Annotated in this window: 29 protein-coding genes and 1 pseudogene; 10 read left to right on the forward strand and 20 right to left on the reverse strand. The window is 67.5% G+C overall.

Annotation, left to right across the window (positions count from 1 at the left end; all coding sequences use genetic code 11):
• The 3 genes from ABE960_RS01530 to ABE960_RS01540 all read right to left on the reverse strand — a co-directional run bounded on the left by ABE960_RS01530 (position 1) and on the right by ABE960_RS01540 (position 2,929).
• Complete coding sequence (locus tag ABE960_RS01530) at positions 1-1,320, reverse strand: TRAP transporter large permease (RefSeq protein WP_349760455.1); 1,320 nt, start codon at positions 1,318-1,320, stop codon at positions 1-3.
• Positions 1,310-1,786 carry a TRAP transporter small permease gene (locus ABE960_RS01535; protein ID WP_349760456.1) on the reverse strand — a complete coding sequence of 159 codons (477 nt, stop codon included), beginning with the start codon at positions 1,784-1,786 and terminating at the stop codon, positions 1,310-1,312. The genes ABE960_RS01530 and ABE960_RS01535 overlap by 11 nt, the downstream gene beginning before the upstream one ends.
• A 123-nt stretch (positions 1,787-1,909) precedes the next feature.
• The gene (locus ABE960_RS01540) at positions 1,910-2,929 is read right to left on the reverse strand and encodes a DctP family TRAP transporter solute-binding subunit (protein WP_349760457.1); all 1,020 of its coding nucleotides are present in this window, start codon (positions 2,927-2,929) and stop codon (positions 1,910-1,912) included.
• 208 nt (positions 2,930-3,137) lie between these two features.
• On the opposite strand from ABE960_RS01540, the gene ABE960_RS01545 reads away from it, so the two are divergent.
• Positions 3,138-4,004: a DMT family transporter gene (locus tag ABE960_RS01545; protein ID WP_349760458.1), complete on the forward strand. Its 867-nt coding sequence runs from the start codon at positions 3,138-3,140 to the stop codon at positions 4,002-4,004.
• Here the strand turns inward: ABE960_RS01545 and ABE960_RS01550 are convergent.
• The 11 genes from ABE960_RS01550 to uraH form a co-directional block, all read right to left on the reverse strand.
• Complete coding sequence (locus ABE960_RS01550) at positions 3,999-4,532, reverse strand: DUF192 domain-containing protein (protein ID WP_349760459.1); 534 nt, start codon at positions 4,530-4,532, stop codon at positions 3,999-4,001. The genes ABE960_RS01545 and ABE960_RS01550 overlap by 6 nt on opposite strands.
• Before the next feature lie 10 nt (positions 4,533-4,542).
• On the reverse strand, positions 4,543-5,703 hold the full coding sequence (locus ABE960_RS01555; RefSeq protein WP_349760460.1) for an ABC transporter ATP-binding protein: 1,161 nt from the start codon (positions 5,701-5,703) through the stop codon (positions 4,543-4,545).
• Positions 5,696-6,364, reverse strand: coding sequence for a molybdate ABC transporter permease subunit (gene modB / locus ABE960_RS01560; protein WP_349760461.1), 669 nt, complete (start codon positions 6,362-6,364; stop codon positions 5,696-5,698). Before modB ends, ABE960_RS01555 begins: the two co-directional genes overlap by 8 nt.
• Entirely contained in the window at positions 6,364-7,164 is an 801-nt protein-coding gene (gene modA / locus ABE960_RS01565) for a molybdate ABC transporter substrate-binding protein (RefSeq protein WP_349760462.1), read from the reverse strand. Before modA ends, modB begins: the two co-directional genes overlap by 1 nt.
• A gap of 100 nt (positions 7,165-7,264) precedes the next feature.
• Entirely contained in the window at positions 7,265-8,026 is a 762-nt protein-coding gene (locus ABE960_RS01570) for a GntR family transcriptional regulator (protein ID WP_349760463.1), read from the reverse strand.
• A gap of 111 nt (positions 8,027-8,137) precedes the next feature.
• On the reverse strand, positions 8,138-8,989 hold the full coding sequence (locus ABE960_RS01575; RefSeq protein ID WP_349760464.1) for a bifunctional allantoicase/(S)-ureidoglycine aminohydrolase: 852 nt from the start codon (positions 8,987-8,989) through the stop codon (positions 8,138-8,140).
• On the reverse strand, positions 8,986-9,522 hold the full coding sequence (locus ABE960_RS01580) for an ureidoglycolate lyase (protein ID WP_349760465.1): 537 nt from the start codon (positions 9,520-9,522) through the stop codon (positions 8,986-8,988). The genes ABE960_RS01575 and ABE960_RS01580 overlap by 4 nt, the downstream gene beginning before the upstream one ends.
• 72 nt (positions 9,523-9,594) lie before the next feature.
• On the reverse strand, positions 9,595-10,527 hold the full coding sequence (gene puuE, locus ABE960_RS01585; protein ID WP_349760466.1) for an allantoinase PuuE: 933 nt from the start codon (positions 10,525-10,527) through the stop codon (positions 9,595-9,597).
• 169 nt (positions 10,528-10,696) lie between these two features.
• Positions 10,697-11,440 (reverse strand): GntR family transcriptional regulator, encoded by a 744-nt coding sequence (locus tag ABE960_RS01590; RefSeq protein ID WP_349760467.1) that lies wholly within the window; start codon positions 11,438-11,440, stop codon positions 10,697-10,699.
• Between the two features lie 143 nt (positions 11,441-11,583).
• A complete protein-coding gene (locus ABE960_RS01595; RefSeq protein ID WP_349760468.1) occupies positions 11,584-12,795 on the reverse strand; it encodes a urate hydroxylase PuuD in 1,212 nt (403 codons plus the stop codon).
• Positions 12,796-12,842: 47 nt separating this feature from the next.
• On the reverse strand, positions 12,843-13,196 hold the full coding sequence (uraH, locus tag ABE960_RS01600) for a hydroxyisourate hydrolase (protein WP_349760469.1): 354 nt from the start codon (positions 13,194-13,196) through the stop codon (positions 12,843-12,845).
• Positions 13,197-13,382: 186 nt separating this feature from the next.
• Between uraH and uraD the strand changes: the two genes are divergently transcribed.
• Positions 13,383-13,907, forward strand: coding sequence for a 2-oxo-4-hydroxy-4-carboxy-5-ureidoimidazoline decarboxylase (gene uraD, locus ABE960_RS01605; protein ID WP_349760470.1), 525 nt, complete (start codon positions 13,383-13,385; stop codon positions 13,905-13,907).
• A 104-nt stretch (positions 13,908-14,011) separates the two neighbouring features.
• Positions 14,012-14,635: a phosphoribosyltransferase gene (locus ABE960_RS01610; RefSeq protein ID WP_349760471.1), complete on the forward strand. Its 624-nt coding sequence runs from the start codon at positions 14,012-14,014 to the stop codon at positions 14,633-14,635.
• Positions 14,636-14,785: 150 nt separating this feature from the next.
• Here the strand turns inward: ABE960_RS01610 and ABE960_RS01615 are convergent, their stop codons facing one another.
• From ABE960_RS01615 to ABE960_RS01625, 4 genes are all read right to left on the reverse strand, one after another.
• Complete coding sequence (locus tag ABE960_RS01615) at positions 14,786-15,106, reverse strand: phasin family protein (RefSeq protein ID WP_349760472.1); 321 nt, start codon at positions 15,104-15,106, stop codon at positions 14,786-14,788.
• 166 nt (positions 15,107-15,272) lie between these two features.
• Complete coding sequence (locus ABE960_RS14835; RefSeq protein ID WP_432765324.1) at positions 15,273-15,563, reverse strand: glutathione binding-like protein; 291 nt, start codon at positions 15,561-15,563, stop codon at positions 15,273-15,275.
• Entirely contained in the window at positions 15,529-15,963 is a 435-nt protein-coding gene (locus ABE960_RS14840; protein ID WP_432765325.1) for a glutathione S-transferase N-terminal domain-containing protein, read from the reverse strand. The genes ABE960_RS14835 and ABE960_RS14840 overlap by 35 nt, the downstream gene beginning before the upstream one ends.
• A 25-nt stretch (positions 15,964-15,988) precedes the next feature.
• Complete coding sequence (locus ABE960_RS01625) at positions 15,989-16,696, reverse strand: glutathione S-transferase N-terminal domain-containing protein (protein WP_349760789.1); 708 nt, start codon at positions 16,694-16,696, stop codon at positions 15,989-15,991.
• A gap of 214 nt (positions 16,697-16,910) precedes the next feature.
• On the opposite strand from ABE960_RS01625, the pseudogene ABE960_RS01630 reads away from it, so the two are divergent.
• Positions 16,911-17,018: pseudogene (locus tag ABE960_RS01630) on the forward strand (L-lactate permease); the annotation flags it as partial.
• A gap of 29 nt (positions 17,019-17,047) precedes the next feature.
• On the opposite strand, the gene ABE960_RS01635 reads toward ABE960_RS01630, so the two are convergent.
• The gene (locus tag ABE960_RS01635; protein WP_349760473.1) at positions 17,048-17,572 is read right to left on the reverse strand and encodes a gamma carbonic anhydrase family protein; all 525 of its coding nucleotides are present in this window, start codon (positions 17,570-17,572) and stop codon (positions 17,048-17,050) included.
• A gap of 162 nt (positions 17,573-17,734) precedes the next feature.
• Positions 17,735-18,514 (reverse strand): transcriptional regulator GlcC, encoded by a 780-nt coding sequence (gene glcC / locus ABE960_RS01640; RefSeq protein ID WP_349760474.1) that lies wholly within the window; start codon positions 18,512-18,514, stop codon positions 17,735-17,737.
• Positions 18,515-18,707: 193 nt separating this feature from the next.
• Here glcC and glcD point away from each other — a divergent pair, with 193 nt between their 5' ends.
• The 6 genes from glcD to ABE960_RS01670 all read left to right on the forward strand — a co-directional run bounded on the left by glcD (position 18,708) and on the right by ABE960_RS01670 (position 25,963).
• Positions 18,708-20,207, forward strand: a complete 1,500-nt coding sequence (gene glcD, locus ABE960_RS01645; RefSeq protein ID WP_349760475.1) for a glycolate oxidase subunit GlcD — start codon at positions 18,708-18,710, stop codon at positions 20,205-20,207.
• A 9-nt stretch (positions 20,208-20,216) separates the two neighbouring features.
• Positions 20,217-21,335 carry a glycolate oxidase subunit GlcE gene (glcE, locus tag ABE960_RS01650; protein WP_349760476.1) on the forward strand — a complete coding sequence of 373 codons (1,119 nt, stop codon included), beginning with the start codon at positions 20,217-20,219 and terminating at the stop codon, positions 21,333-21,335.
• 21 nt (positions 21,336-21,356) lie between these two features.
• On the forward strand, positions 21,357-22,589 hold the full coding sequence (gene glcF, locus ABE960_RS01655; RefSeq protein WP_349760477.1) for a glycolate oxidase subunit GlcF: 1,233 nt from the start codon (positions 21,357-21,359) through the stop codon (positions 22,587-22,589).
• A 57-nt stretch (positions 22,590-22,646) separates the two neighbouring features.
• Positions 22,647-23,048 carry a heme-binding protein gene (locus ABE960_RS01660; RefSeq protein ID WP_349760478.1) on the forward strand — a complete coding sequence of 134 codons (402 nt, stop codon included), beginning with the start codon at positions 22,647-22,649 and terminating at the stop codon, positions 23,046-23,048.
• A gap of 66 nt (positions 23,049-23,114) precedes the next feature.
• On the forward strand, positions 23,115-24,035 hold the full coding sequence (locus ABE960_RS01665) for a DMT family transporter (RefSeq protein ID WP_349760479.1): 921 nt from the start codon (positions 23,115-23,117) through the stop codon (positions 24,033-24,035).
• Between the two features lie 161 nt (positions 24,036-24,196).
• The gene (locus ABE960_RS01670; protein ID WP_349760480.1) at positions 24,197-25,963 is read left to right on the forward strand and encodes a PHA/PHB synthase family protein; all 1,767 of its coding nucleotides are present in this window, start codon (positions 24,197-24,199) and stop codon (positions 25,961-25,963) included.
• Positions 25,964-26,057 lie beyond the last annotated feature (94 nt).

The raw sequence follows: 26,057 nt of genomic DNA on the forward strand, positions 1-26,057 counted from the left end.
TCAGACGTTGTAGCCAAGCACCCTGGGCAGCCACAGGGCGATCTCGGGGAAGATGGCCACCAGCGCCAGGGCAGACGCCATGGCGACCACGAAGATCAGCGCCCAGCCCACGGTCTGTTCCAGGCGGATCTTCGCAACCTCGGTGGTCACCATCAGGTTCACGGCCACCGGCGGTGTGAACTGACCGATGGCGATGTTCATGGCCAGCAGGATGCCGAACCACACCGGGTTCCAGCCGAAATGCTGCATCACCGGGATAAGGATCGGCATCATGATCAGGTAGATCGAGATGGCATCCAGCAGCATGCCGGCCAGCAGGACCGCCAGCATGATCAGCACCAGCAACAGCGTGCCGTTGTCGGTGAGCCCGACGATCCACTCCGCAAGGTGACGGAAGGTGCCGAGCATGGTGCCGGACCAGGCGAAGATGCCGGCCAGGGCGATGATCAGCATCACCACGCCGGAAATCGCCGCCGCCTCGCCCAGCAGCCCCCAGAGATCCTTCAAGCTCATCTCCCGCGTCAGGAAGAGTCCGACCAGGGCGCCATAGGCCACCGCCACCACGGCCGCCTCGGTGGGCGTGAAGAGGCCGCTGCGCAGTCCCCCCAGGATCAGCACGGGGGCGAAGAGGGCCGGCAGCGCCTGCCGGAAGCTCTCCGCCACCCCGAGCCGCTGCGCTCCTTCCAAGGACGCGCCGCCCGCCCGGCCTCCCCCTTCCCAACCATAATGGCGGGAGGCCAGCAACGCCGGCCCGAGCAGCGCCAGCCCGGCCAGGATGCCGGGGAAGAGGCCCGCCGCGAACAAGGCCCGCAGGTCAACCCCAGGCACCACGATGGAATAGAGGATCAGCGCCACCGAAGGGGGGATCAGGATCGCCGTGGAGGCCGAGGCTGCGATCAGGGTGGCCGAGAAGGGCTTTGGATAGCCGGCCTTCGTCATGCTCGGCAGCATCACCATGGCCACCGCCGCCGCGTCGGCGGGGCCCGAGCCACTCATGCCTCCCATGATCATGCAGACCAGCACCGCCACCAGAGCCAGGCCACCGTGGCGAGGGCCGATCAGTGCCTGGGCGAAGCGCACCAGTCGCGCCGCCACGCCGGCCCGCTCGAAGATCAGGCCGGTGAGGATGAACAGCGGGATGGCAATCAGCGGGTACTTTGCGATGCCGTTGTAGGTATTGGTGCCCAGCGTCGCCAGCATGGAAGGCGACAGCCCGGCCAGTATGCCGACGGCGCCCCCCAGCCCCAGCGCAAAGGCCACCGGCACCCCGGCCATCAGCAGGCCTGCGAAGGCCAGGATCATCCACAGATCAGGACTCATCCTCGAGCCTCCCGCGCAGGCGATCCAGGGTCTGCTGCACCTGGCGCAGCATCATCAGTGCCGAGAGCAGCGGCAGCCAGGCCAGGTACCACCATTGCGGCAGGCCAAGACCCGGGGAGAGCGAGCCCCACTGGATCTCCTGCCAGGTCATCCGGCCCCCGAACCAGGTGATCAGCCCCAGCACGACCAGGCCGCAGACCCCCTGGAAGAGGATCAATGCTCGGCGAGGCGCCGCCGGGAGGGCCCGCTCCAGCAGGCCGATGCGGATATGGCCATTGCGGCGCAGGGCCACCGAGGCGCCGGCGAAGGTCAGCACCACCAGCAGGAACACCGAGAACTCCTCGGTGAAGGCGAAAGAGGCATCAGTAACGTAGCGCACCACCACGTTGGCCAGGCTAATCAGGCTGATGATCAGGATCGCCAGGGTCGCCAGCAGGCGTTCGAGTCTTGCGTCGGGACGTTTCATGGGCGTCGGATGTCAGATGAGTCGACACGAGATCGGCCCCGCCAGGAGCCGATGAAAAGGGTCGATGAGAATGGCCGACAATGAGAAGGGCCGACAAGAGCAGCCGATGGGATGGCGTGTGGGTCAGTCAGCCTGCATGTCGGTTCGGGCGGCCTCGACGATCGCCTCGCCGATGCGCGGCACCCACTCGTCGTGGACGCTCTCGGTGGCTTCGACGAAGGCCTGGTGCTGGGCCTCATCGAGCTCGGTGACCGTGACGCCGCGCTCCTGGATCGCCGCCAGCCGGGCGGGCTCCTCCTCGCGGGTCATGGCGATCTCCCAGGCGCCGGCCTCCTGGGCGGATTCGCGCAGGAGGGTGCGCTCTTCTTCGGAAAGAGACTCCCACACCTGCCGGTTCACCGCGAAGACCAGGGGGTCGTTCATGTAGTTCCACAGGGTCAGGTGCTCCTGCCCCACCTGGTCGATCCGGGCCACGTCGAACACCGAGAGCGGGTTCTCCTGGCCGTCCACCGCGCCGGTGGTCAGCGCCGGCTTGGCATCGGCCCAGCTCATCTGGGTGGGGTTGGCGCCCAGCGCCGTGAAGGTGTCCTGGAACAGCGGGGAGCCCACCACGCGGATCTTCAGGCCATCGAGGTCGGCCGGCTCGCCGATGGGGCCCTGGGAGTTGGAGAGCTGGCGGAAGCCGTTCTCGCCCCAGGCCAGCGGCACCACGCCACGCGACTCGATGGCCTCGAAGACCATCTCGCCGGCGGACCCGCCGGTCACGGCGTCGATCGCCTCCACGTCGGGCATGAAGAAGGGCAGAGAGAAGAGGTTGAGCTCCGGCACCTGAGGCGACCAGTTGATGGTCGAACCCACGGCCGCATCGATCAGCCCCGAGCGCATGGCCGAGAACTCGCGCGTCTGGTCGCCGTTGACCAGTTGGGAGTTGGGGTAGACCCGCAGGGTCAGTTCGCCGCCGGAACGCTCGGCCACCAGCTCGGCCCACTTCTCGGCAGCCTGCCCCCAGGGGAAGGCGTCGGAAAGCACGGTGGAGACGGAGAGCTCACGGGCCTGAACTGACGAAGAGACGGAGAACGAGGTGGCGAGAATGGCACCGGCCAGTACGGCGACCAAACGGGGAATGGGACGAGACGAGTTCATGGCGTGTCCTTGTCGTGTTGGGCACGGGGCGGCCCGTCGGCGGCTTCCCCGGCATCGTTGTCGGTAGTGCGTCATCGACGCCGCGAGCCTCAAGATGCCCTGTAATCCGATGCTCATGCAAGGGAAGTCGCCGCCGTGGCCTGTCCCGGGATTCAACGGACTTGCTATGCTGTGATGCTTTTCCCCTTCCCTACCCCAAGGAGACGCCGTGCCGCTCCGTGACCTGGCCCTGGGCCTCGCCGTCATCGTCATCTGGGCGCTGAACATCATCGTCATCAAGCTGGGAGTGGTCGAGCTTCCGCCGCTGCTGCTGACCACGCTGCGTTTCGCCCTGGTGGCGGTACTGCTGGTGCCATTCCACCCGGTGGCCCGCCACCAGTTGCCCTTCCTGCTGCTGCTCTCGGTGACCTTCGGGTCTTTGCATTTCGCCCTGCTGTTCATCGGCCTGGGACAAGCCGAGGCGGGCACCGGCGCCCTGCTGGTGCAGATGGGCACCCCCTTCGCGACCCTGCTCGCCGTGGTGTTCCTCAAGGAGCGCCTGGGACCGCGACGGCTGGTCGGTCTGGGCCTCTCCTTCGCCGGGGTCGCGGTGCTGGCCGGGGGGCCCACCTTGCCCGCGCCCCTGCCCACCGCCCTGCTGCTGGCCAGCGCCCTGGGCTGGGCCATCTCGCAGTTACTGATCAAGCGCGGCCCCAACGTGTCACCGATGGCACTGGCCGGCTGGGTCGCCCTGTTCGCCACCCCCCAGGTGGCCCTTGGCTCCTGGTGGTTCGAGCAGGGCCAGTGGCAGGCCCTCGGCGCGGCCGGATGGGCCGGATGGGGTGCCGTGTTCTACACCGCGGTGATGTCCTCCATCGTGGCCTATGGCCTCTGGTATGGGCTGCTGCGTCGCCACCCGGTCAATCGCGTGGTGCCGCTGACCCTGCTGATGCCGGTGCTGGCGGTGCTGCTGGGCGTGGTGCTGTTGGGCGACGGCCTGGGGGGGCACAAGCTAGCCGGGGGTGGGCTGGTGATCACCGGACTGGCCCTGATAGTGCTGCGATTCGGCCCACGTCGCCCTGCCCCTGAATCATGAGCTCTCGTTGCCGCCGCAAAGCCCGCCGTCTCCCGGCCAGCTGACGCAGTCTCCCGCCTTCACGCCCATTGCTTCGAAGGCGCCGGCATTGACCTCCAGGGCCGCCCGATAGGGCACCCCAGGGCGGGTGACCGGGCAGTCGCCGGGCTGCCCTGACGTGCAGGGCGTCATCTGATGGATCTCGGCGATGCGTCCCGTCTCGTCGATGAAGGCGATATCCAGGGGGATCAGGGTGCGGTACATCCAGAAGCCGTTGCGAGAGGGCTGGCGCCGGCCATAGAGAAACAGCATGCCGGCATCCTCCGCCAGCCGGTCACGCTCCATCAGGCCGCGGCTACGCTGTGAAGGGGTGCGGGCCATTTCCACCTGCAGGCGCCGGGGCCCCTGCCTGCCATGGATGACCAACGGGACGGTCTCGAGGGAGGCAGAGGCCGGGGCGGGCTCGGCAGCGGGCAGGGAACGCGGCACCAGGATGGCCGCTGGGAGCAGGGCCAGGCCCAGCAGCAACTGACGACGGGTCGTATTCATGGTGGTCTCCTCAGCGGCCTGGGGGTTCGAGAATGACGGAAGCATCGGGCATCAGGTGGATCCCGGTGGCCAGCAGCGAGACGTCCACTCGCTCGCCACGGACCAGTCCATTGCGGCGAGCCGCATGGGTGGGAAGCTCGAAGCGCAGGGTATCGTCGCAGTGATCGAAGGCCAGCGCCACGGAAGTGATGCTCCCCAGCACCGCCATCTCCACTATCAGGCCCCGCACGGGGTTCTCGCGCTCTCCCCGGGAGGGACGGCCGCGACGATGCAGCACCACATCCGAGGGCGGCAGGTACCAGCTCACCCGCTGCCCGGGCGCCAGGCGCTCGAGGCCGCAGGCCACCTCCAGACGCCAGGGGCCCCAGTGCAACCATCGGCCCGCCTCGTCATCCATCACGCTGCCCGCAAAAACGTTGTGGCGGTCGACCAGCCTCGCCACCGCGGGGCTCGCTGGGCGGTGGAAGATCTGTTCGGCCGTGGCCTGCTGCAGGCTGCGCCCACCATGCAGCACACAGAGGCGGTCGGCCAGGGCGGCGGCCTCGTCCAGATCATGGGTGACCAGCACGATGGGGATGCGGATCTCCTCGCGCAGCAAGGCCAGTTCCCGCTGCAGGCGACGACGGGTGACCTGATCCACCGCCGAGAAGGGCTCATCGAGCAGCAGCACCCGTGGGCCTCTGGCGAGTGCCCGGGCCAGGGCGACACGCTGACGCTGCCCGCCGGAGAGCTCTGCGGGCAGCCTGTCGGCGAGCCCCTCGAGACGCACCCGGGCGAGCCACCGTTCGGCGGCAGGACGACGCTCGGGGGTAGGCAGGTGGCCCAGGGCGACCATGACGTTGGCGCGCGCCGTGAGGTGGGGGAAGAGCGCATAGTCCTGGAACACCAGGCCCACGCGGCGCTGCTGGGGGCGCAGCGAGCGCTGCGCCTCGGCATCGAACCAGGTCTCCCCGGCACAGCGGATGACGCCCCCGGCCGGCCGATAGAGTCCCGCGATGGCCCGCAGCAGGGTGGTCTTGCCGCTGCCCGAGGGGCCCACCAGGGCCAGCAGCTCCCCCGCCTCGCACTGAAACTCGGCCGCCAGCGGGATCGGCCCCGGCTGGTGCAGGCTGACCTCCAGCCGCTCACTGCTCGCCTCCGGCACGTTCGCGCTCTCCCCGTCGTCAACCACGACGCCACCTGCTACGCCCTGCCAGCCCGTAGACCACGCCGATGGTCAGGAAGGAGACCAGCAGCAGCATGGCCGACATGATGGCCGCGCCGGACTCATCGAAGGCCTGGACCCGGTCGTAGATGGAGATGGCGAGCGTCCGGGTCTCGCCATCGATGGCGCCGCCGACCATCAGGATCACCCCGAACTCGCCGAGGGTATGGGCGAAGGTCAGCGCCAGGGCCGAGACCATCCCCGGCCACACCAGCGGCAGCTCGATGCGCCACAGCGTCTGGGCCGGCGAGAGGCCGCTGCACCAGGCCGCCTCGCGCAGGTTAGAGGGAATCGTCTCGAAGGCCCGCTGGATCGGCTGGACGGCGAAGGGCAGGTTGGCCACCAGCGAGGCCAGCAGGATGCCTTTGAAAGTGAAGTTGAGCCCGCCCCCGGTCAGCGATTGCCAGAAGGCGCCGAAGGGCGCCTGGACACCGAAGGCCTGCATCAGGTAGAAGCCCAGCACCGTGGGCGGCATCACCAGCGGCAGCGCCACCAGTGCCTCGACGAGCGACCTGCCGCGAAAGCGCGACAGCGCCAGGGCACGGCCCAGCCAGAGCCCCACCGGCAGCAGCAGCAGGCAGGTCATAGCCGACAGGCGCAGCGAGATCGACAGCGCCGTCCAGTCCATCAGTGCCCTTCCGCCGCGTCAGGGGGCTGGAAGCCGAAACGCCGGAGAATGACACGCGCCTGCTCACCCTCCAGCCACTGGTAGAGCGCTCGGGCCTCATCACCCGCACCGCGCATCAGGGCCATGCGCTGGTGCAGGGGCGCATGCCAGCCGGCGGGGACCAGCACGTGTTCGGCCTGGTCGGCCAGGCTCGGGGCCAGCGCCAGGGAGTAGGCCACCAGGCCGCCGCGGGCCTCGTCCGCCAGGGCGAAGCGGGCGGCCTGGGAGACGTTCTCTCCCATCACGCGCAGCGGGGCCGAGTCCTCCCATAGGCCGGCCCGCTGCAGCGCCTGACGCGCGGCGATGCCGTAGGGGGCGTGCTCCGGGTTGGCCAGGGCCACCCGCTGGCGGCCCTCGCCGTCCCGGTAGGTCGCGATCGCCGCCTCGACGGCGGAGAGTGGGGCATGGTCGCTCGGCAGTGCGCCGCGTCCGGGGCGCTGGATCCAGGACAGCCGCCCGACGGCGTAGATCACCCCTGCACTCTCGGTAAAGCCCGCGTCATGCAGCGCCAGCACGCTCTGCTCGTCCGCCGAGAGGAAGAGCTCGAAGGGAGCTCCCTGGGCAATCTGACGACGGAAGTTGCCGGATGCACCATAGTTGACTCGCACCGGCGGGCCACCCTGGGAACGAAATTCCTCGACCAGTTCGGGGAAGGCGAATTGCAGGGACGAGGCAACGGCCACAGCAGCCTCCCCGGCGTTGGCCAGCGGGGCGATCGCCAGCAGCCAGCAGGCCAGAGCGAGGCGGAGCACAGCGTTCATGGGGAGGTTCCCGACCCGGTTCGACGTGCAGGCATTGTCGGCCAGGCTCCACGGAGGAACAAGACGTACGGCCCTGCCCTGCCCCTCGACTTGATGCTCGTCAAGGCGTGGACAACCCGCCGGAATGCCCGAGGATGGCCATCAGGTCAATGCGTGTCTCGCGAGGGCTCAGGTCGAGCAGTGCCTCGAGGCGCTCCAGGTGGTGATGGATGGCCCGACGGGCGGCCTCTGCCTCACCCCTCTCGAGGGCCGCCAGCAGCGTCATGTGATCCCCCTCCAGGAAGCAGGAGGCCAGGTTCGACCGCCGGTATAGGGCGATGACGATGGAGGTGCGCAGGATCAGGTCGGTGAGCATGGTCCCCAGCACGCAATTCGGCGAGAGCTCGGCCAGCAGGTGATGGATGGCCAGGGAATGCTCGATGCGGGCCGGCTCGTCACCCTGCCCATGGGCCTTCCGCTCGCACTGCGCCTCATGCTGGAGGCGCGCCATCGACGCCGCGTCGAAGTGACCGGCCATCGAGGCCACCACTTCGCCCTCGACCAGGCGGCGGGCCGCAAAGGTCTCGCGAGTCTCCTGAATGCTCGGCGCACGCACCCGCGCCACCTGGTTGGGACGCTGATCCACTACGTGCTCGGAGGCGAGTCGAGTGAGGGCCTTGCGCACTACCGACCGGCTGACCCCGAAGACTTCTCCCAGCGTCACCTCCGGCAGCCGGGTGCCGGGTGGCAGGCGCTGCATCAGCACGGCGCGACGTACCTGGTCGACGATATCCCGGTCGCTGATGCGTCGCCCGGACCTGACCTCGGCCAGCACCTCCTCCTGCCAATCATGCATGCGCCGCCCCCCGAGTGTGCCTGTCATCAGCTTCTCATCCCGGCAACGGGATGAACACATCGAAAAGACTTATCGTATACAGGATTCATGCATCAACCGATATGGTGCTCCGATGCATGCCTGTGCCCATTGAGGTGCTCAGCGGCGCGGGCTGTAAGGCAGCGCCATGTGTCGGTTGACGTCCTTGTAGAGCAGGTAGCGGAAGGGACCCGGACCGCCCGCGTAGCAGGCCTGCGGACAGAAGGCGCGCAGCCACATGTAGTCGCCGGCCTCGACTTCGACCCACTGCTGGTTGAGGTGGTAGACCGCCTTGCCCTCGAGCACGTAGAGGCCGTGCTCCATGACGTGGGTCTCATCGAAGGGAATCACCCCGCCGGGCTGGAAGGTGACGATGGTCACGTGCATGTCGTGGCGCAGGTCGTCCGGGTCGACGAAGCGGGTGGTGGCCCACACCTCATTGCAGTCCGGCATCACCTTCGGCGCGATATCGTTCTCGTTGACCACGAAGGCCTCGGGCACCTCGATGTCGTCGACATACTCATAGGCCTTGCGGATCCAGTGGAAGCGCACCGGGGCATCGGACTCGTTGCGTAGCTGCCAGTCGCTGCCGGGCGGCAGGAAGGCATAGCCGCCGGGCACCAGGCGGTGCTTCTCGCCGGCAATGGTCAGTGTCATCTCGCCGTCCACCACGAACAGCACGCCCTCGGCGCCGGCATCCGTCTCGGGGCGATCGCTGCCGCCGCCGGGTGAGACCTCCATGAGGTACTGGGAGAAGGTCTCGGCGAAGCCCGACAGCGGACGCGACAGCACCCACAGCCGGGTGTTCTCCCAGTACGGCAGCCTGCTGGTGACGATGTCGCGATACACGCCGCGGGGAATCACCGCGAAGGCCTCGGTGAACATGGCGCGGTCGGTGGTCATCACCTTCTGGCTCGGGTGGCCGCCCCGGGGGGCATAGTATTGGTGAGAGGACTGACGCTGCTGGTTCATGAAGTGGACTCCTGTTCGCTGTGGGTCGGCGCGAAGGCCTCGCCTGGCGGCAGGGTCACGCGGATGTCGATGGGGTGCTCGTCGCAGTTGTCGCCCTCGCCGCCTCGGTCCACCACCAGGAACTCGCCCTCGCGCCCCAGTACCGACTGGATGGCGTGCCAGGTGCCGGCGCGGTAGTTGACGCCCTGACGGCCGTCGGTAACGAAGGCGCGAACCTCTGCGGGCTCGATGGCCTCGCCCCGCGGCGCCACCACCACCAGGAAGCGCTCCTCGTGCATGGGCACGAAGGCCTGACTGCCCCGGGGGTGGCGCTCGAGGAACCGCAACTCGAGGGGCACCTCGACAGGCTGGCTGACGAAGATGCTGATCAGCGTGTGGGCCTTCTCGCCCAGGGTCTCGACCCGGGCCAGGTCGTGGTAACGCCGTGTACGGCCGGCGTTGATGTGGAAGTAGTCGGACACGCGCGGGTCGATCACGTCGCCGAAGGGCGCGAAGGCCTTCGGGGTGAGGGGCTGGGCCTCGAGTTCAAGCATGCTGCCTCCTGAAAAACGCAGGGCTGGGCGGGTGGCGAACAAGCCTCCCCCGGGTAGTTGAGAAGATACGGATCAGGACGCCGGGTGATGTTCCGCCCAGTGCCGGGCAATATCCACGCGGCGGGTCACCCAGACGCGATCATGGGCCTCGATATGGTCGAGGAAGCGTTGCAGGGCACGGAAGCGACCGGGGCGACCGACCAAGCGGCAGTGCATCCCCACGGAGAGCATCTTCGGGGTGTCCTCGCCTTCCGCGTAGAGCACGTCGAAGGCATCCCGCAGATAGGTGAAGAAGTGATCCGCGGTGTTGAAGCCCTGAGGCGCGGCGAAGCGCATGTCATTGGTATCCAGGGTGTAGGGCACCACCAGGTGCGACTGCGACTGGCCCTGGCTGTCCTTCTCGCGGGTCCAGAACGGCAGGTCGTCGCCGTAGTAATCGCTGTCGTAGAGGAAGCTGCCCTCGTCGATCACCAGGCGGCGCGTGTTGGGGCTGTCGCGTCCGGTATACCAGCCCAGCGGCTTCTCACCGTAAAGCGACTGAAAGATCTCGATGGCCCGCTGCATATGCTCGCGCTCGATATGCTCTGGCGCCTGCTGGTAGTGGATCCAGCGATAGCCGTGACAGGCGATCTCGTGACCCAGCTCCTTGAAGGCCTGGGCGACCTCGGGGTTGCGCTCGAGTGCCATGGCCACCCCGAACACCGTCAGCGGCAGGCCGCGTCGCTCGAACTCGCGCAGCACCCGCCAGACACCCGCCCGGGAGCCATATTCGTAGATGGACTCCATGCTCAAGTGGCGATCGGGATAGGAGTCGGCGCCGATGATCTCGGACAGGAACTGCTCGGAGCCACTGTCGCCGTGGAGCACGCAATTCTCGCCGCCCTCCTCGTAGTTGAGCACGAACTGCACGGCGACCCGAGCCTTGCCGGGCCAGTTGGCCTGGGGTGGGGTGGCGCCGTAGCCGATCAGGTCGCGGGGGTAATCCGACAGAGCAGGTGCGGTCATGGCGTGGGGTCCTGGCGATGTGGAAAAGGAGGCGACCGGCCCCCGAATGGTGGTGCTGTCAAAGCCCGAGCCGGTCTGGCTTCATGGCTGTGCCAGCGAAAAAGCCCAGCGCGCCCATCGCACTGTCACGGGGCGCGTCTGCGTTCGGGACAGCGGGGGAAGGGCGAGCCTAGTAGCCAGAGAATATCTCGAACAGATCCGGGGCCTCGACCCCTTCTTCATGTAAAGACAGCGAGGCCTCGATGGCCTTGAGATGACGGCCCATGAAGGCCTGGGCGCGCTCGCCGTTGCCGCTTTCGAGAAAACTCATCAGATCGTCGTGGTCATGGGATTCGCAACCCAGATGGCCGACATTGCCGTAGACGGCGAGGATCAGCGAGGAGCGCGAACAGAGACGCTCGACGAACTCGGCCAGGGTGGCATTGCCGGAGATCTGCGCCAGCCGGCCATGGAAGGCGGCGGAGAGCTTGATCGCCGCGCTCTGCTCGCCGGATCTCAACGCCTGGCGCACGCGCAGCGCCATGTCGCGCAGTTCCTGCGCCTCGTCGGCGGTAATCCGCCGGGCCACCTCGGGCATCAGGCCGCATTCGATCATCTGGCGGGCATCGAAGACGTCCTGGGCCTCGTCGGCAGTGGGCCGCGTCACGCTGGCCCCGCGGCGAGGGGTCAGCGTCACCAGCTGCTCCAGGGCCAGACGCTGCAGGATCTTGCGGATGCCGGTGCGACTGATGCCGAACACCTCGGCCAGGGCATCCTCGCGCAGCCGGGCGCCGGGCTTCAGGCGATGTTCGATGATGGCATCGCTGATGGAATGGTAGATCGCCTCATGCCGCTCTGCGCCGTCCCCAATCTTGCCGGTTCGGCTGACGCCACCGGCAGGCCTGCGTTGGGATGCGTCCTGACGCTGGTTCATGAAAGACTGGACTCTCTGATGTCCCGGAGATGCCATCATTGTATACGGTTTCTGTCGCTGGAAACGATCAGGCCTCGCCAAAAGGACGGGCCATGGGAACCGAGTCGCGCGGCCCTCGGCCGAGCCGGGTTCGGCTCTGGAGATCATGGCGCCCAGTTGAGGATCTGCCCACGTTCCTCGTCGGTCATGCGGGTGATGTTGCCGAGCGGCATGTAACCACTCGCCACCACCTGCCTGATCTGGTCGGCCTGGCGAAGCCGCTGATCCTCGGTCTCAAGGACCACACCGGCCGGGGCCGCCACGAAGCCATCATGCGACGGAGACTGGGCATGACAAGCGACGCAGCGCCGCTCGATGATGGCATGCACCTCGCCGATGGACACGGCCAGCCTCTCGTTTTCGTCAGTCACCGCCGGTCCCACGTTGCTGACGGGGGCGCCCATCCAGATCGCCACCAGGATCAGCGCGACGCCGCCAGCCGGATAGGCCGACTTGACGTAGCCGGCATGCATCAGCACGAAGAACTGGCGAATCAGCGCGCCGGCGAAGATAAACAGGGACATGATTACCCAGGACAGCTCGTGGGTGAAAGTGAAGGCGTAATGGTTGCTGAGCATCAGCAGCACCACCGGCAGCGTGAAGTAGGTGTTGTGCACCGAGCGCTGCTTGCCGCGCTTGCCGTCGATGGGGTTCGGGGGCTCACCGGCCTTCATGGCCGTCACCATGCGACGCTGCCCCGGGATGATCCAGAAGAAGACATTGGCCGACATGGCGGTCGCCATCACGGCACCGGTGAGCAGGAAGGCGGCGCGTCCCGCGAAGATCTGGGTGCTGAGATAGGCCACCAACACCATCATCACCGCCACGGCGAGACTCAGCAGTCCATCGCGCTGCATGTCGGGGCTGATGCGCTTGCACAGCTCGTTGTAGATCACCCAGCCCGACAGCAGGAAGAGCACGGCCACCGTGTTGGCCTGCCAGCCGGTCAGCTGGGCGGCCCACGCCCAGGAACTGCCGGGATTGACCAGATAGAAGTCGGGGTTGGCCATGTAGAGCAGCACGAACAGGCCGAAGCCAGACAGCCAGGTGGTATAGGCTTTCCAGAAGGACCAGTGCAGGTCTTCGGGAAGCTTCTCCGGTGCACTGGCATACTTCTGGTTGTGGTAGAAGCCACCGCCATGCACCGCCCACATCTCGCCGGACACGCCCTTCTCATGGTCCTCGGCGGCCTTGGGCGAACGCAGTGCGTTGTCCAGCATCACGAAGTAGATCGACTCGCCGATCCAGGCGACGGCGGCAATGACGTGCAACCACCTCAGCAGGAGGTTGGCAGAATCCAGCAGGTAAGCGTGCATGCCTCAGCTCTCGTCTTGTGCGCTTGTGGCGGGCAGCACCCAGCGGCTCAGCTGCCGCGGTAGGTGGAGTAGCCGTAGGGTGATACCAGCAGCGGCACGTGGTAGTGCTGCGAGGCGTCGGCGACGCCGAAGCGCAGCGGGATCATGTCGAGAAAGCGCGGCGACTCGCCGGTCAGGCCCTGGCGATCGAGATACTCGCCGGCATGGAAGACCAGCTCGTATTCGCCCTCGGTGAAGGCCTCGCCCTCCAGGATCGGTGCATCGCAGCGGCCGTGATCATTGGTCACCACCTCGCCGATGCGGCGGCGGCGCTCGCCCTCGAGGCGATAGACCTCGATGCGAATGCCTTGCCCCGGTCGACCCTGCGACGTGTCCAGCACGTGTGTGGTCAAGCATCCCATGCGTCTCTCCTCTCCGCGATTTCCGGCCGCCATGGACCAGGAGACCGGCAAGCAACGTACGTCGGCGCGCCCGGCACCGATGAAGACATTTTTAGCTATATTTCAAATACATTTCAAAGCATTTATTGTATACATCAAGGTGCTGCCATAGTTGCCAGGCTCACGACAGTCAGTGGAGGTCAAACCATGAGCGACAAGCCCCCCTCCCCAAAGCCCAGCGAGCTCGACCAGGCGCACTTCGTCGAGCAGTTCGGCGAGATCTACGAGCACTCTCCCTGGGTGGCGGAACTGGCCTGGCAGCAAGGCCTGGGCCCCGAGCAGGACACACCCGAGGGCCTTGCCGAGGTCATGGGCCGAGTGCTGAGCGACGCCAGCGCCGAGCGCCAGCTCGAGGTGATCCGCGCCCACCCTGACCTGGCCGGCAAGGCGGCGGTTGCCGGCGAGCTGACCGACGATTCCACCCGCGAGCAGCTCGGCGCCGGCCTCGACCAGTGCACGCCCGAGGAAATGGCGCGTTTCGAGCGCCTCAATGCCGACTACAAGGCGAAATTCGGTTTCCCCTTCGTGATGGCCATCAAGGGCAGCGACCGTCACGCCATCCTGGCCGCCTTCGAGACTCGGCTCGAGAACGACCCGGCCAAGGAGCGTCGCGCTGCCGTCGAGCAGATCAACCGCATCGCCCGCTTTCGCCTGGATGCCCTCCTGGGCTGACCCCTGCGACACCTAAGATGGTATTGGGTGGCGTGATGACGCCGGCGATAATCGCTGCAGCCAGCCTACACTTAAGGCGAGACCTCGTTGTAAGGAGCGCCATCATGTTCCGTGATCGCCTCGATGCCGCCGAACGGCTCGCGCGCCGACTCTCCCATCTGAAGGGTCAGGACCCCCTGATCCTGGCCATCCCGCGGGGTGCAGTACCCATGGGCCGGCTGATGGCCGATGCCCTGGAGGGGGATCTGGACGTGGTGCTGGTGCGCAAGGTGGGCGCGCCGGGCAATCCCGAATATGCCATCGGGGCGGTCAGCGAGGACGGCAGCCTGGCCCTTGAGGCAACGGCGCGACACTACCGCGAAGAGGCGGTGAACCGGGAGATCGACAAGCAGCAGGCCTTGCTCGAGGAAAGACGCCGACGCTATACCCCGGTGCGCGCGGCCATCGATCCCGAGGGACGCATCGTGGTGGTGGTGGATGACGGCAGCGCCACGGGGGCCACCATGGCGGCCGCCCTCACCGCCCTGCGATCGAGGGGCCCGAAGCGGCTGATCGCCGCCTTGGGGGCGGCGCCGCCCGATACCGTGGCACGGCTCGAGTCTCTGGCCGATGAGGTGGTCTGCCTGGAGACGCCCTGGAACTTCCAGGCCGTGGGCCAGTTCTTCACCGATTTCGATCAGGTGGAGGACGAGGAGGTGATCATGCTGCTGGGCGGCGAGCACGGCTGAACGTCAGCAGGGGTCGGGAGGAGGGGCCATAAAAAAGAACACGGGCGCCACCCGAGGGTGACGACCCGTGAAGACCGGCGATGCCGGTGCTTGCCATGCTCGGTGGTGAGAGCCTTACTTGACGGCTGCCGTCGCGGCCTTGATGCCGTCCTAGGCGAGCTTCTGGCTCTGCTGGACGTACTCCTGGCTCAGGCTCATGATCTTCTCGGCGTCGCCGCGCAGGCGCTCGCCCATGTCCTGGCTGGCCTTCTGCTGGGTCTCCACGACCTTCTTCAGGCTGTCGGCGTCGCGGACGTCGAGCCAGCCGCGTGCCTGGGCCACGCCCATGCCCATCAGGGCGCGCACGGCGTCGAACTGTGCGGCGACCAGCTTCTCGGTGTAGTCGAGGTTGAGGGCGCCGACGCTACGTGCGGGTGCCACGAACGCGGACTCGAACTGTTCGGTAGCCTGTTGAGTGATTGCCTTGCTCATGTAACACCTCCGTTTATTAAGGGGCATCGGGGCTTCCCCGTGCTGCGTTGCAACATAGCAGGCCTTTTTGTGCGACGCAACATTCCAACGATGTTCGATCGCCACTTCTGAACGACAACGCCTGGCCGAGGCCAGGCGTCCATGTAGATTGGGGTCGGAGTGCCGATCATCGCCGCTCGAACAGATGCCGTCGGGCCTCCTCGTCCATCACGACCCCGTTGCCCGGGTTGATTTCCTCCCCCAGTGCATAGGCCCTCCGAACCGCCGGACGCGCCTCGATGTCCTGCATCCAACGCAGCACGGAGGGAAACGCCTCGATGTCCTGCCCCTGTTTCTGCCATGACCTCACCCAGGGGTAGCTGGCCATGTCCGCGATGGAGTAGTCATCGCCCCCCAGGAAGTCGTGGTCCTCAAGACGACGGTCAAGCACGCCATAGAGTCGGGCCGTCTCCTGCACATAGCGCTCGATGGCGTAGTCGACCGTCTCCGGCGCATATGAGGCGGAAGTGGTGGTTCTGCCCGGCCATGGGGCCGAGTCCCGCCATCTGCCAGTAGAGCCACTGCAGCACCACGTAGCGCTCGCGCCCCGCCCGAGGCAGGAAGCGACCGGTCTTGTCGGCCAGGTACTCGAGGATCGCCCCGGACTCGAATAGCCCCAGGGGCTGTCCACCATCCGCTGGGGCCCGGTCGACGATGGCCGGGATGCGGTTGTTGGGCGCTATCTCGAGAAACTCGTCGGAAAACTGCTCGCCCCGGCCGATGTGGACCGGCTTGACGGCATACTCGAGTCCCGCCTCCTCGAGGAAGATCGAGACCTTGTGGCCGTTGGGCGTGGTCCAGTAGTAGAGGTCGATCATGGCACTCCTCCCGGGCGGCATCACTTCAGCGGTAGGCGCCCTCGATGTCGGTGATGCGCAGGGCCTTGCGGCCCAGGCCGCCGTGCTGGTCGAGCATGCGCTCGATCCAGCCGTGCACCGGGTCGGCATTGGAGACCAGGTCGGCGCTGGAGACGCTACGTGCCCACATGAAGTTGCCGAAGACCAGGTAGTCGGCGCCGGCAGGGGACTGGCCGTCGAGGAAGTCCGTCTCCTTGAGCTGGCCGCGCAGCGGCTCCAGGGCGGCGTCCAGCTGGGCCAGACCCTTGGCCGGGGAGTGGAACTCCTCGAGGGTGCGGCCGAAACGCTTCTCACGGGTCTCCCGGAAGTAGGCCCGGTCGTCGGGATGGATGGCGTTCAGCAGGTCCATGATGATGGTCCGCATCATGGCCGGGGCGATCGCGCGCTCGGCGTAGTGCTTGAAGAAGCGACCGCGCGCCTCGGCCAGCCCATCGCCGAGAAGTGGGGCCTCGGGGTAGGTGCGATCCAGGTAGCGCAGGATCTCGTAGCTGTCGGTGACCACCTCGTCCCCGTCGACCAGCACCGGCACCTTGTCGTGGTCGGCGAAGGCAAGGGCCTGCTTCTCGGTGAAGTACCAGGGCTGGGTCCGAGCCTCTAGCCCCTTGTGGGCCAGGGCATAGCGTACCCGCCAGCAGAAAGGCGAGAAACGCAGCCCCTCGTCGATGCCACAGAGATCATAGAGCACCCGTGTCATGCCGCCTCCTCGAATTCGGTTCATGGGTCTTTCTTGATGGGGTACGTATAGGATAGTGCCAGCCTTTTCCGGCCCCCGCCAACGCCGGTCATGTGCGGTAGCCCGACGACCGCGTCTTACCCATTAGTCTAACGCCATACCGTCATTCCGGTGTACGCGAACCGAAGACGGGAGGCATATGCCATTGAATGTAAATCTTTTTTGGCAGATGCCGCTTATCATGGTGCGCTTCTTCGGCGCCAACCGCTCCTGGAAGGAAGGGCTCTCCATCACGCCCTTCGCGCTCTTCGCCGGGGCCGCCTTCGTGGTGCCCTACATGCTGTGCGAGGCCGGCCCGGCCCTATCAGCGGGTCAGTCAATGCGCACCAGGGTCTCGGCATGCCGCCGCCCTCGCTCGACATAACGCTCGGCGTTCTTCTTGAGCCCCTCGATGGCCTCGGCGGAGAGCTCACGCTTGACCTTGGCCGGTGCGCCGACGATCAGCGAGTTGTCGGGAAAGTGGGCCCCTTCCATGACCACCGCCCCCGCCGCCACCAGGCAGTTGCGGCCGATGACCGCGCCGTTGAGGATCACCGCCTGGATGCCGACCAGGCTGCCGTCACCGATGATGCAGCCATGCAGCATGGCCTGGTGGCCTACCGTGACGCCCTTGCCCACCGTCAGGGGAAATCCCGGGTCGGCATGCATCACCGCGCCGTCCTGGATGTTGCTGCCCTCGCCGACCTCGAGATGATCGGTATCGCCCCGCAGCACCGCCTGGTACCAGACGCTGGCATTGCGCTTCAGGGTGACGCGACCGATCACGTCCGCCGTCTCGGCCACGTAGACGTCGTCACCGACCGCGGGACGGTCGTCGCCGTACTGGTAGATCGCCATGCTGCTTCCTCATTGTCTTGTAGGATCGCCACTGTGGGCCCGGTTGGTCGCCGTTGCCGCGGCAACCCGATGGCCGTCGATTCGATGATGCCTCCCGGCCATGGATCGTGCCAGCCCTGTGCGGGCCCATCATGAGAGGCACCCCGCCACGGCGCGTCCCCGCTACTCCCAGCCCTCCAGGCGCATGGCCGAGCGCTCAAGCCGCTGGTCCTCCGCCTCGATCTCGCGAAGCTGCTCCCCGACGCTGGAAAGGTGCTCCAGGGCGGCTCGACGGGCGAGGACGGGTTTGCCCTCGACCACCGCACGAAACAGCCGGGCATGCTGACGGTTGATCATCTCGCGAGACCGGGGGCGGTGATAGAGGTTCTTCACCGAGGCGAACACCGAGCTCAGCAGCAGGTCCGTCAGACTCTGCAGGGTGTGGACCAGCACCGGGTTATGGGACGCCTGACAGATGGCCAGGTGGAAGCCATGATCGAACCGGGCCAGGCGCTCGGCCTCGATCGTCTCGGCCGTCTCCACATAGTCGACCATCTCCCGGTAGCGGCGGGTGATCAGCACCCGGTCCGAGGCCGTCCCACGGCTTGCCGCCAGGCTGGCCGACTCTCCCTCAAGCAGGGCGCGCACTTCCAGGAGGTCGAACAGGGTCCGCGGATGGTCGCGGAAGAGATGCATCAGGGGGTTGTCCTGGGCCGTCGGTACCATCTGCGCGACCTCCGAGCCCCGGCCCTGCCGGGTGACGATGACCCCCTTGCTGCGCAGCGTCCTCAGCGCCTCTCTAAGCGAGGCCCGGGAGACCTTCAGCCGCTCGCTGAGCCGCCGCTCGGAAGGCAGCAGCTGGCCCGGACGGAACACGCCATCGAGGATCAGCTCCTCGAGCCGTGCCGCGATGGCATCGGGCGTGCGTGACGTGGTCACCAGCTCTTCATGATAGCGGGGCATTATCGTGGTTCTCCGGGGCTGCCAGCGTGAGACCCAAGGGTGTATCGTGAAAAACCTTTCCACAATACCACCAACAACTGGTCTGACCAGCGAACCACAGACTGGACAGGCCCGTCGATAAGGCACAGATTGATGGCACACAGGTCATGTGCCCGGCCCGGATGGGTGGTGGGCACTCCAGCGAGGAAGCCCCATGAACATCCTCTACGATGAGCGGCTCGACGGAGAGCTGCAGGAAACCGACAAGGCCGAGGTCCTGGCCGACCTGCAGCAGGCGGCCCCCGGCCTGACCCTTCTGCACCGCGAGGAAGATCTGCGCCCCTTCGAGTGCGACGGTCTCTCGGCCTACCGCGTCCTGCCCATGCTCGTTGCCCTGCCCGAGACCCTCGCGCAGGTCGAGACGCTGATGAAGCGCTGCCGGGCGCTGGGCGTGCCCGTGGTGACCCGCGGCGCCGGCACGGGCCTGTCCGGCGGTGCCCTGCCGCTGGAGAAGGGCGTGCTGCTGGTGATGTCACGCTTCAATCGCATCCTCGACGTGGACCCGGATGCCCGCATCGCCCGGCTCCAGCCCGGCGTGCGCAACCTGGCCATCTCCGAGGCGGCGGCGCCCTACGGCCTCTATTACGCCCCGGACCCCTCATCGCAGATCGCCTGCTCCATCGGCGGCAACGTGGCCGAGAACGCCGGCGGCGTGCACTGCCTGAAGTACGGGCTGACCGTGCACAACGTGATGAAGGTGGAGGTGATCACCATCGAGGGCGAGCGCATGACGCTCGGCAGCGAGGCACTGGACGCCCCGGGCTTCGACCTGCTGGCCCTGTTCACCGGCTCCGAGGGCATGCTCGGCGTGGTCACCGAGATCACCGTCAAGCTGTTGCCCAAGCCCGAGACCGCCAAGGTGCTGATGGCCAGCTTCGACGACGTCGAGAAGGCCGGACGGGCGGTGGGCGACATCATCGCCGCGGGCATCATCCCCGGCGGGCTCGAGATGATGGACAAGCTCGCCATCCGTGCCGCCGAGGACTTCATCAAGGCCGGCTATCCGGTGGAGGCCGAGGCGATCCTGCTGTGCGAGCTGGACGGCGTGGAGGCCGACGTCGACGACGACTGCGCCACGGTTCGCGAGGCGCTGGAGAAGGCCGGGGCCACCGACATCCAGCAGGCGCGTGATGAAGCCGAACGCGCTCTTTTCTGGGCCGGGCGCAAGAACGCTTTCCCTGCGGTGGGCCGCATGTCGCCGGACTACTACTGCATGGACGGCACCATTCCCCGTCGCGAGCTTCCACGGGTGCTGAAGGGCATCGCGGACTTCTCCGAGGAGTATGGGCTGCGGGTCGCCAACGTCTTCCATGCTGGCGACGGCAACATGCACCCGCTGATTCTCTTCGATGCCAACCGTCCCGGTGAGCTCGAGCAGGCCGAGGAACTCGGCGGCAAGATCCTCGAGCTGTGCGTCGAGGTCGGCGGCTCGATCACCGGCGAGCACGGCGTGGGCCGCGAGAAGATCAACCAGATGTGCGCCCAGTTCAATCCAGGCGAACTGACCACCTTCCATGCGGTGAAGGCAGCCTTCGATCCCGATCGCCTGCTCAACCCGGGCAAGAACATCCCCACCCTCGCCCGCTGCGCCGAATTCGGTGCCATGCACGTCCACAACAACGAGCTCCCGCACCCCGAGCTGCCCCGATTCTGAGGATTTCCCATGGCCGAGACACGACCCCAATCGACCGACCAGGACATCAGCGAGGCGCTTGGCGAACGCATTCGCCGGGCCACCGACACGGGCACGCCACTGCGCATCGTCGGCGGTGACACCAAGGCCTTCTATGGTCGAAAGATTCAGGGCCGCCCCGAGGAGATCGAGACGCTGTCCACCCTCGAGCACCGGGGCGTCACCTACTATGACCCGGTGGAATTGATCGTCTCGGTGCGCGCCGGCACTCCGCTTTCCGAGCTAGAAGCCACCCTTGCCGACAACGGCCAGATGCTCGGCTGCGAGCCGCCCCACTTCGGCGAAGACGCCACCGTGGGCGGCATGGTCGCCACCGGCCTCTCGGGCCCTCGCCGCCCCTGGGCCGGCAGTGTGCGTGACTTCGTGCTGGGCACCCGGGTCATCAACCATGAGGGGCACCAGCAGCGCTTCGGCGGCGAGGTAATGAAGAACGTTGCCGGCTACGACCTGTCGCGGCTGATGGTCGGCGCCCAGGGCACCCTGGGGCTGATCACCGAGGTGTCGCTCAAGGTGCTGCCGACGCCCGGCGCTCGCCATAGCCTGCGCCTGGAGATGCCGCTGGCCGAGGCCCTGGCGAAGCTGGCCGAGTGGGGACGCTCCCCGCTGCCCATCACCGCCGCCGCCTGGCACGACGGCGCCCTGAACCTGCGCTTGGAGGGCGGGCCGAGCTCGGTGGCCGCCACCCGCGAGCGGCTGGGCGGCGAGGAGCTGGACAACGGCTTCTGGGCAGACCTGCGCGAGCAGCACCTAGCGTTCTTCTCTGGCGAGGACGCCCGGGCCCTGTGGCGCCTCTCGCTGCCCCACAACACCCCGTCGCTGTGCCTGCCCGGTGTGGAGGAAGCGGACCTGCTCTACGACTGGGCCGGCACCCAGCGCTGGTTGCGCAGCGACCTCGAGGCGCACACCGTGCGCGAGGCCTGCGCCCGCGCCGGCGGACACGCCACCTGCCTGGGCGACCGCCAGGGCCCGGGCCAGGACGACCCGTTCATGCCGCTGGAACCCGTGGTGGAGAAGTACCATCGCAACCTGAAGGCCCAGATGGACCCGAAGGGCATCTTCAATCCTGGCCGACTCTACGCGGCGATCTGAGACCTAGGGGGAACAGCCGAGATGCAGACGCACTTTACCGAGGAAGACCTCCAGAAGCCCCACATCCGCGAGGCCGACCGGGTCCTGCGTAGCTGCGTGCACTGCGGCTTCTGCAACGCCACCTGCCCGACCTACCAGCTGCTGGGCGACGAGCGCGACGGCCCCCGCGGACGCATCTACCTGATGAAGGAGATGCTCGAGAGCCCGGAGGACGACACCCAGGTCACCGAGGAGACCCGGCTGCACCTCGACCGCTGCCTCACCTGCCTCAACTGCGAGACCACCTGCCCCTCCGGGGTGGAGTACCACAAGCTCCTCAACATCGGCCGCGCCGAGATCGAGCGGCGGGTGCCGCGCAAGCCCGCCGACCGCGCCCTGCGCTTCGGGCTGCGCAAGGCACTCGTGGAGCCGAAGCGCTTCCAGGCGCTGCTCAAGCTGGGCCAGACCTTCCGCCCGCTGGTGCCGAGCGCGCTGGCCAACAAGATGCCGCCGACGCCGGTGGATGCCGGGGCACGCCCCGAGGGCAAGCGCCATGCGCGCCAGATGCTTATCCTCGAGGGCTGCGTGCAGCCCGGGCTCTCGCCCAACACCAACGCCGCCACCGCCCGGGTGCTCGACCGCCTCGGCATCGGCCTGACCCCGGCCCCCGAAGCCGGCTGCTGTGGCGCGGTCGACTTCCACCTCAACGCCCAGGAGGCCGGGCGGGCCCGCATGCGCGCCAACATCGACGCCTGGTGGCCTCACGTCGAGGCCGGCTGCGAGGCCATCGTCCAGACCGCCAGCGGCTGCGGTGCCTTCGTCAAGGAGTACGGCGAAATGCTCGCCGACGACCCCGCCTATGCCAAGAAGGCCGAGCGCATCAGCGCGCTGGCCAAGGACCTGGTGGAGGTGCTGCGCGACGAGGACCTCTCGTCCCTCGAGGCGGAGGAGAGTCGCCGGCTCGCCTTCCACTGCCCCTGTACCCTGCAGCACGCCCAGAAGCTCGGTGGTGCCGTGGAGCAGGTGCTGCGCGGGCTCGGCTTCTCCCTCACCCCGGTACAGGACGCCCACCTCTGCTGCGGCTCGGCCGGCACCTACTCCGTCACCCAGCCGGAGCTCGCCACCCAGCTGCGCGACAACAAGCTCGACAACCTCGAGGCCGGCAACCCCGAGATGATCGTCACGGCCAACATCGGCTGCCAGACCCACCTGGCCGGCGCCAACCGCACCCCGGTGCGGCACTGGATCGAGATCGTCGACGACGCCCTGGCCTGACCATCAACGCGACGCCCAACACCCCGATACGCGAGACCCAAGAACGAGGAGATTCCCATGCAGACCAAACCCGTCCTGACCCTGGATGACGTCAACGCCCTGCTGGACGCGGGCCAGAAGGAAGCCGAGGACAACGGCTGGGCCGTGACCATCGCCGTCGCCGACGACGGCGGCCACCTGCTCGGGCTGCGCCGCCTAGACGGCGCGCCGCCCTTCAGCGCAGGCGTGGCCGGCGAGAAGGCACGCAACGCCTCCATTGGCCGCAAGGAGACCCAGGTCTTCGAGGACATGATCAACAACGGCCGCACCGCCTTCGTCACCGCGCCGATGGAGGCCCTGCTGGCCGGCGGCGTTCCGGTGATCGTCGATGGCCAGGTGGCCGGCAGCGTCGGCATCTCCGGCGTCAAGCCGGACCAGGACGTGCAGGTGGCCAAGGCCGCGGTCGCCGCCGTCGGCTGATCACCACCCTCCCTGTACCCTCGAGGCCCCGCCATGGCGGGGCCTCGTCATTGGTCCGAGGTCACCATGCCGCTGCTGCATTTCCTGCCCCCGCTGGGCGCCGTCCTGATCTGGTCGGGCAACATGACCATCAACCAGCTCACCGTGGGCAGCATCGCCCCGAGCAGCATCGCCTTCCTGCGCTGGGTGCTGGCGCTGGCCGTGCTCACCCCCTTCGTGCTGCCCGCCGCCTGGCGTCATCGCGAGGCCATCCGTCGCCAGTGGCCGAAGCTCGCCGTGCTGGGCCTGCTCGGCATGGCCATGTGGCAAGGGCTCGCCTACGTGGCCGCGGAAACCACCTCGGCCACCAACATGGGCATCCTGGCGGCCATGGTGCCGCTGCTGACGGTGCTGCTCAGCGCGCTGATCCTGCGCGAGGCGCCTAGCCTCGGCGGCACTCTTGGCGGCCTGGTGGCCCTGGTCGGCGTCTCTCTGCTGCTGGGGCACGGCAACCCGCTGTCGCTTCTCGAGCTCGAGGTGGCCATCGGCGACCTGCTGATGGTGGTGGCCGCCACCTGCTACGCGCTCTATGGCGTCATGCTCAAACGCTGGCCCCTGGACATGCCGCCCTGGGTGGTGCTCTACCTGCAGGCGGCCTTCGCCACTCTCTTCCTGCTGCCCGGCTACCTGCTCGGCCCCATGACGCCGGTGGACGACCAGAACGTCTGGCTGATCCTCTACGCGGGCATCCCCGCCTCGATCATCACCACCTTCCTGTGGATGCGGGCCATCCGCCAGATCGGCGCCAGCCAGGCCAGCATCTTCATCAACCTGATGCCGGTGTTCAGTGCCCTGATCGCCATGGCCCTGCTCGGCGAGCGGGTCGCCGCCTACCACCTCGCCGGCGGTGCACTGGTGCTGGCGGGCGTGATCATGGCGCAGACCCTGACCCGGCCGTTGAGGCCACGCCCCGCCGGGACGAGTCGCCCCGACGTGGACCCGCGCTGAGCCAGGCAGGCGACGGCGGCCCTCGCGAGGCCGTCCGGATGCCGGAAAAGCCTGTTCTGGATCAAGGCGAAGGGCCCATCCTGCCCCCTAGGATGGCTACACAGGGACACACCGACCCGACAGCGGGTAGGCAACCTCCCTCGGCCACGAGGAGACGCGCGATGATCAGGCCCGACCACGAGGACGCCCCGAACGACACCGGCACGAGCCTCGACGAGGCCGGCCTGGCCGAGAGTACCGATCGGCTGATGCGGGCGTCGCTGGCGAGGATGACGTTCGGCCTCTCTCCGGCGGCGATGATGCTGACCTACGTCGACTGGCTGACCAGCGTGGCCGTGTCGCCGGGCAAGCAGGCGACCCTGGTCCAGAAGGCGCTCAAGAAACAGATGCGCCTGGCGGTGTGGGCCAGCCACTCGGCGCTCGACCCCGCGGCGCCCCCCTGCATCGAGCCGCTGCCCCAGGATCGGCGCTTCCGCGACCCGGCCTGGCGACGCTTCCCCTACAACCTGATCTACCAGTCGTTCCTGCTGCAGCAGCAGTGGTGGTGCAACGCGACCACCGGCCTCGCCGGCCTGTCGCCGCACCACGAACAGGCGCTGGAGTTCGGCGCGCGCCAGCTGCTCGACATGATCTCCCCCGCCAACTTCCTGCCCACCAACCCCCGGGTGCTGGACAGGACGCTGGCCACCGGCGGCGCCAACCTGATGCAGGGCGCCGAGCAGTTCATCGATGACTGGCAGCGCCAGCTGCAGGGCAAGAAGCCGGCCGGCGCGGAGCAGTTCGAGCCCGGGAAGGCGGTCGCCGTGACGCCCGGCAAGGTGGTCTACCGCAACCACCTGATCGAGCTGATCCAGTACGCCCCCGCCACCGACGAGGTATACGCCGAGCCGGTGCTGATCGTGCCGGCCTGGATCATGAAGTACTACATCCTGGATCTCTCGCCGGACAACTCCCTGGTGCGCTACCTGGTCGGCCAGGGTCACACGGTGTTCATGATCTCCTGGCGCAACCCCACCGAGGCGGATCGGGATATCGGGATCGACGACTACCGCCGCCAGGGCATCATGGACAGCCTGACGGTGATCGAGTCGATCTGCCCCGGGGCGCCGGTGCACGGCGTCGGCTACTGCCTGGGGGGCACCCTGCTGGCCATCGCCGCCTCGACCATGGCCCGCGATGGCGACCATCGCCTGGCCTCGATGACGCTGTTCGCCGCCCAGACCGACTTCCGCGAGGCCGGCGAGCTGATGCTGTTCATCGACGACAAGCAGCTCTCCTTCCTCGAGGACACCATGTGGGCCCAGGGGGTGCTCGACACCAAGCAGATGGCCGGCGCCTTCCAGCTGCTGCGCTCCAATGACCTGATCTGGTCGCGTCTGGTCAACGAGTACCTGCTGGGCGAGCATCGCCCCCTCAACGACCTGTTGGCCTGGAACGCCGATGCCACCCGCATGCCCTACCGCATGCACAGCGAGTACCTGCGACAGCTGTTCCTCGATAACGACCTCGCCGAGGGTCGCTTCGAGGTCGAGGGCCGACCGGTGACGGTCAGCGACATCCGGGTGCCGATCTTCGCGGTGGGCACCGAGTGGGACCATGTGGCGCCCTGGCGCTCGACCTACAAGATCCACCTGCTCGCCGACACCCATGAGCTCACCTTCCTGCTGACCAGCGGCGGTCACAACGTGGGCATCGTCTGTCCGCCCACGGACACCGGACGCCACTACCGCATGGCCACCGATGGCGAGACCTACGTCGACCCGGACACCTGGCTCAGCCGCACGCCGGTGGTCGAAGGCTCCTGGTGGCCCGCCTGGCAGGGCTGGCTGGCGGTGCATTCCGGCGATTCCCGGTCGCTTCCCACGATGGGCTCGGCCGACTATCCCCCGCTCGACGATGCCCCCGGACGCTATGTGCTTCAGGAGTAGCGTTTGCTTTTCCTGAGGCATCGATAGCGGCCCCATACCGACGCCAGAGCCCGCCGGCGGGCGCTCGATCACGCCATTCCGAGCGTGCCACCAG

Origin of the sequence: Halomonas aquatica (assembly GCF_040196335.1) — a bacterium.
Taxonomy (GTDB): Bacteria; Pseudomonadota; Gammaproteobacteria; order Pseudomonadales; family Halomonadaceae; genus Halomonas; species Halomonas aquatica.

What these genes read in the sequence shown, in the direction of transcription:
- ABE960_RS01575 (WP_349760464.1), bottom strand. Translation starts at nt 8,989, where the DNA reads ATGAACCAGCAGCGTCAGTCCTCTCACCAATACTATGCCCCCCGGGGC.
- puuE (WP_349760466.1), bottom strand. Translation starts at nt 10,527, where the DNA reads ATGACCGCACCTGCTCTGTCGGATTACCCCCGCGACCTGATCGGCTAC.
- glcC (WP_349760474.1), bottom strand. Translation starts at nt 18,514, where the DNA reads ATGCCCCGCTATCATGAAGAGCTGGTGACCACGTCACGCACGCCCGAT.
- ABE960_RS01540 (WP_349760457.1), bottom strand. Translation starts at nt 2,929, where the DNA reads ATGAACTCGTCTCGTCCCATTCCCCGTTTGGTCGCCGTACTGGCCGGT.
- ABE960_RS01580 (WP_349760465.1), bottom strand. Translation starts at nt 9,522, where the DNA reads ATGCTTGAACTCGAGGCCCAGCCCCTCACCCCGAAGGCCTTCGCGCCC.
- glcE (WP_349760476.1), top strand. Translation starts at nt 20,217, where the DNA reads ATGGCCGAGACACGACCCCAATCGACCGACCAGGACATCAGCGAGGCG.
- uraH (WP_349760469.1), bottom strand. Translation starts at nt 13,196, where the DNA reads ATGGGATGCTTGACCACACACGTGCTGGACACGTCGCAGGGTCGACCG.
- ABE960_RS01615 (WP_349760472.1), bottom strand. Translation starts at nt 15,106, where the DNA reads ATGAGCAAGGCAATCACTCAACAGGCTACCGAACAGTTCGAGTCCGCG.
- ABE960_RS01635 (WP_349760473.1), bottom strand. Translation starts at nt 17,572, where the DNA reads ATGGCGATCTACCAGTACGGCGACGACCGTCCCGCGGTCGGTGACGAC.
- ABE960_RS01610 (WP_349760471.1), top strand. Translation starts at nt 14,012, where the DNA reads ATGTTCCGTGATCGCCTCGATGCCGCCGAACGGCTCGCGCGCCGACTC.
- modB (WP_349760461.1), bottom strand. Translation starts at nt 6,364, where the DNA reads ATGGACTGGACGGCGCTGTCGATCTCGCTGCGCCTGTCGGCTATGACC.
- glcD (WP_349760475.1), top strand. Translation starts at nt 18,708, where the DNA reads ATGAACATCCTCTACGATGAGCGGCTCGACGGAGAGCTGCAGGAAACC.
- ABE960_RS14840 (WP_432765325.1), bottom strand. Translation starts at nt 15,963, where the DNA reads ATGATCGACCTCTACTACTGGACCACGCCCAACGGCCACAAGGTCTCG.
- ABE960_RS01625 (WP_349760789.1), bottom strand. Translation starts at nt 16,696, where the DNA reads ATGACACGGGTGCTCTATGATCTCTGTGGCATCGACGAGGGGCTGCGT.
- uraD (WP_349760470.1), top strand. Translation starts at nt 13,383, where the DNA reads ATGAGCGACAAGCCCCCCTCCCCAAAGCCCAGCGAGCTCGACCAGGCG.
- ABE960_RS01590 (WP_349760467.1), bottom strand. Translation starts at nt 11,440, where the DNA reads ATGAACCAGCGTCAGGACGCATCCCAACGCAGGCCTGCCGGTGGCGTC.
- glcF (WP_349760477.1), top strand. Translation starts at nt 21,357, where the DNA reads ATGCAGACGCACTTTACCGAGGAAGACCTCCAGAAGCCCCACATCCGC.
- modA (WP_349760462.1), bottom strand. Translation starts at nt 7,164, where the DNA reads ATGAACGCTGTGCTCCGCCTCGCTCTGGCCTGCTGGCTGCTGGCGATC.
- ABE960_RS01595 (WP_349760468.1), bottom strand. Translation starts at nt 12,795, where the DNA reads ATGCACGCTTACCTGCTGGATTCTGCCAACCTCCTGCTGAGGTGGTTG.
- ABE960_RS01665 (WP_349760479.1), top strand. Translation starts at nt 23,115, where the DNA reads ATGCCGCTGCTGCATTTCCTGCCCCCGCTGGGCGCCGTCCTGATCTGG.
- ABE960_RS01660 (WP_349760478.1), top strand. Translation starts at nt 22,647, where the DNA reads ATGCAGACCAAACCCGTCCTGACCCTGGATGACGTCAACGCCCTGCTG.
- ABE960_RS01550 (WP_349760459.1), bottom strand. Translation starts at nt 4,532, where the DNA reads ATGAATACGACCCGTCGTCAGTTGCTGCTGGGCCTGGCCCTGCTCCCA.
- ABE960_RS01535 (WP_349760456.1), bottom strand. Translation starts at nt 1,786, where the DNA reads ATGAAACGTCCCGACGCAAGACTCGAACGCCTGCTGGCGACCCTGGCG.
- ABE960_RS01670 (WP_349760480.1), top strand. Translation starts at nt 24,197, where the DNA reads ATGATCAGGCCCGACCACGAGGACGCCCCGAACGACACCGGCACGAGC.
- ABE960_RS01530 (WP_349760455.1), bottom strand. Translation starts at nt 1,320, where the DNA reads ATGAGTCCTGATCTGTGGATGATCCTGGCCTTCGCAGGCCTGCTGATG.
- ABE960_RS01570 (WP_349760463.1), bottom strand. Translation starts at nt 8,026, where the DNA reads ATGACAGGCACACTCGGGGGGCGGCGCATGCATGATTGGCAGGAGGAG.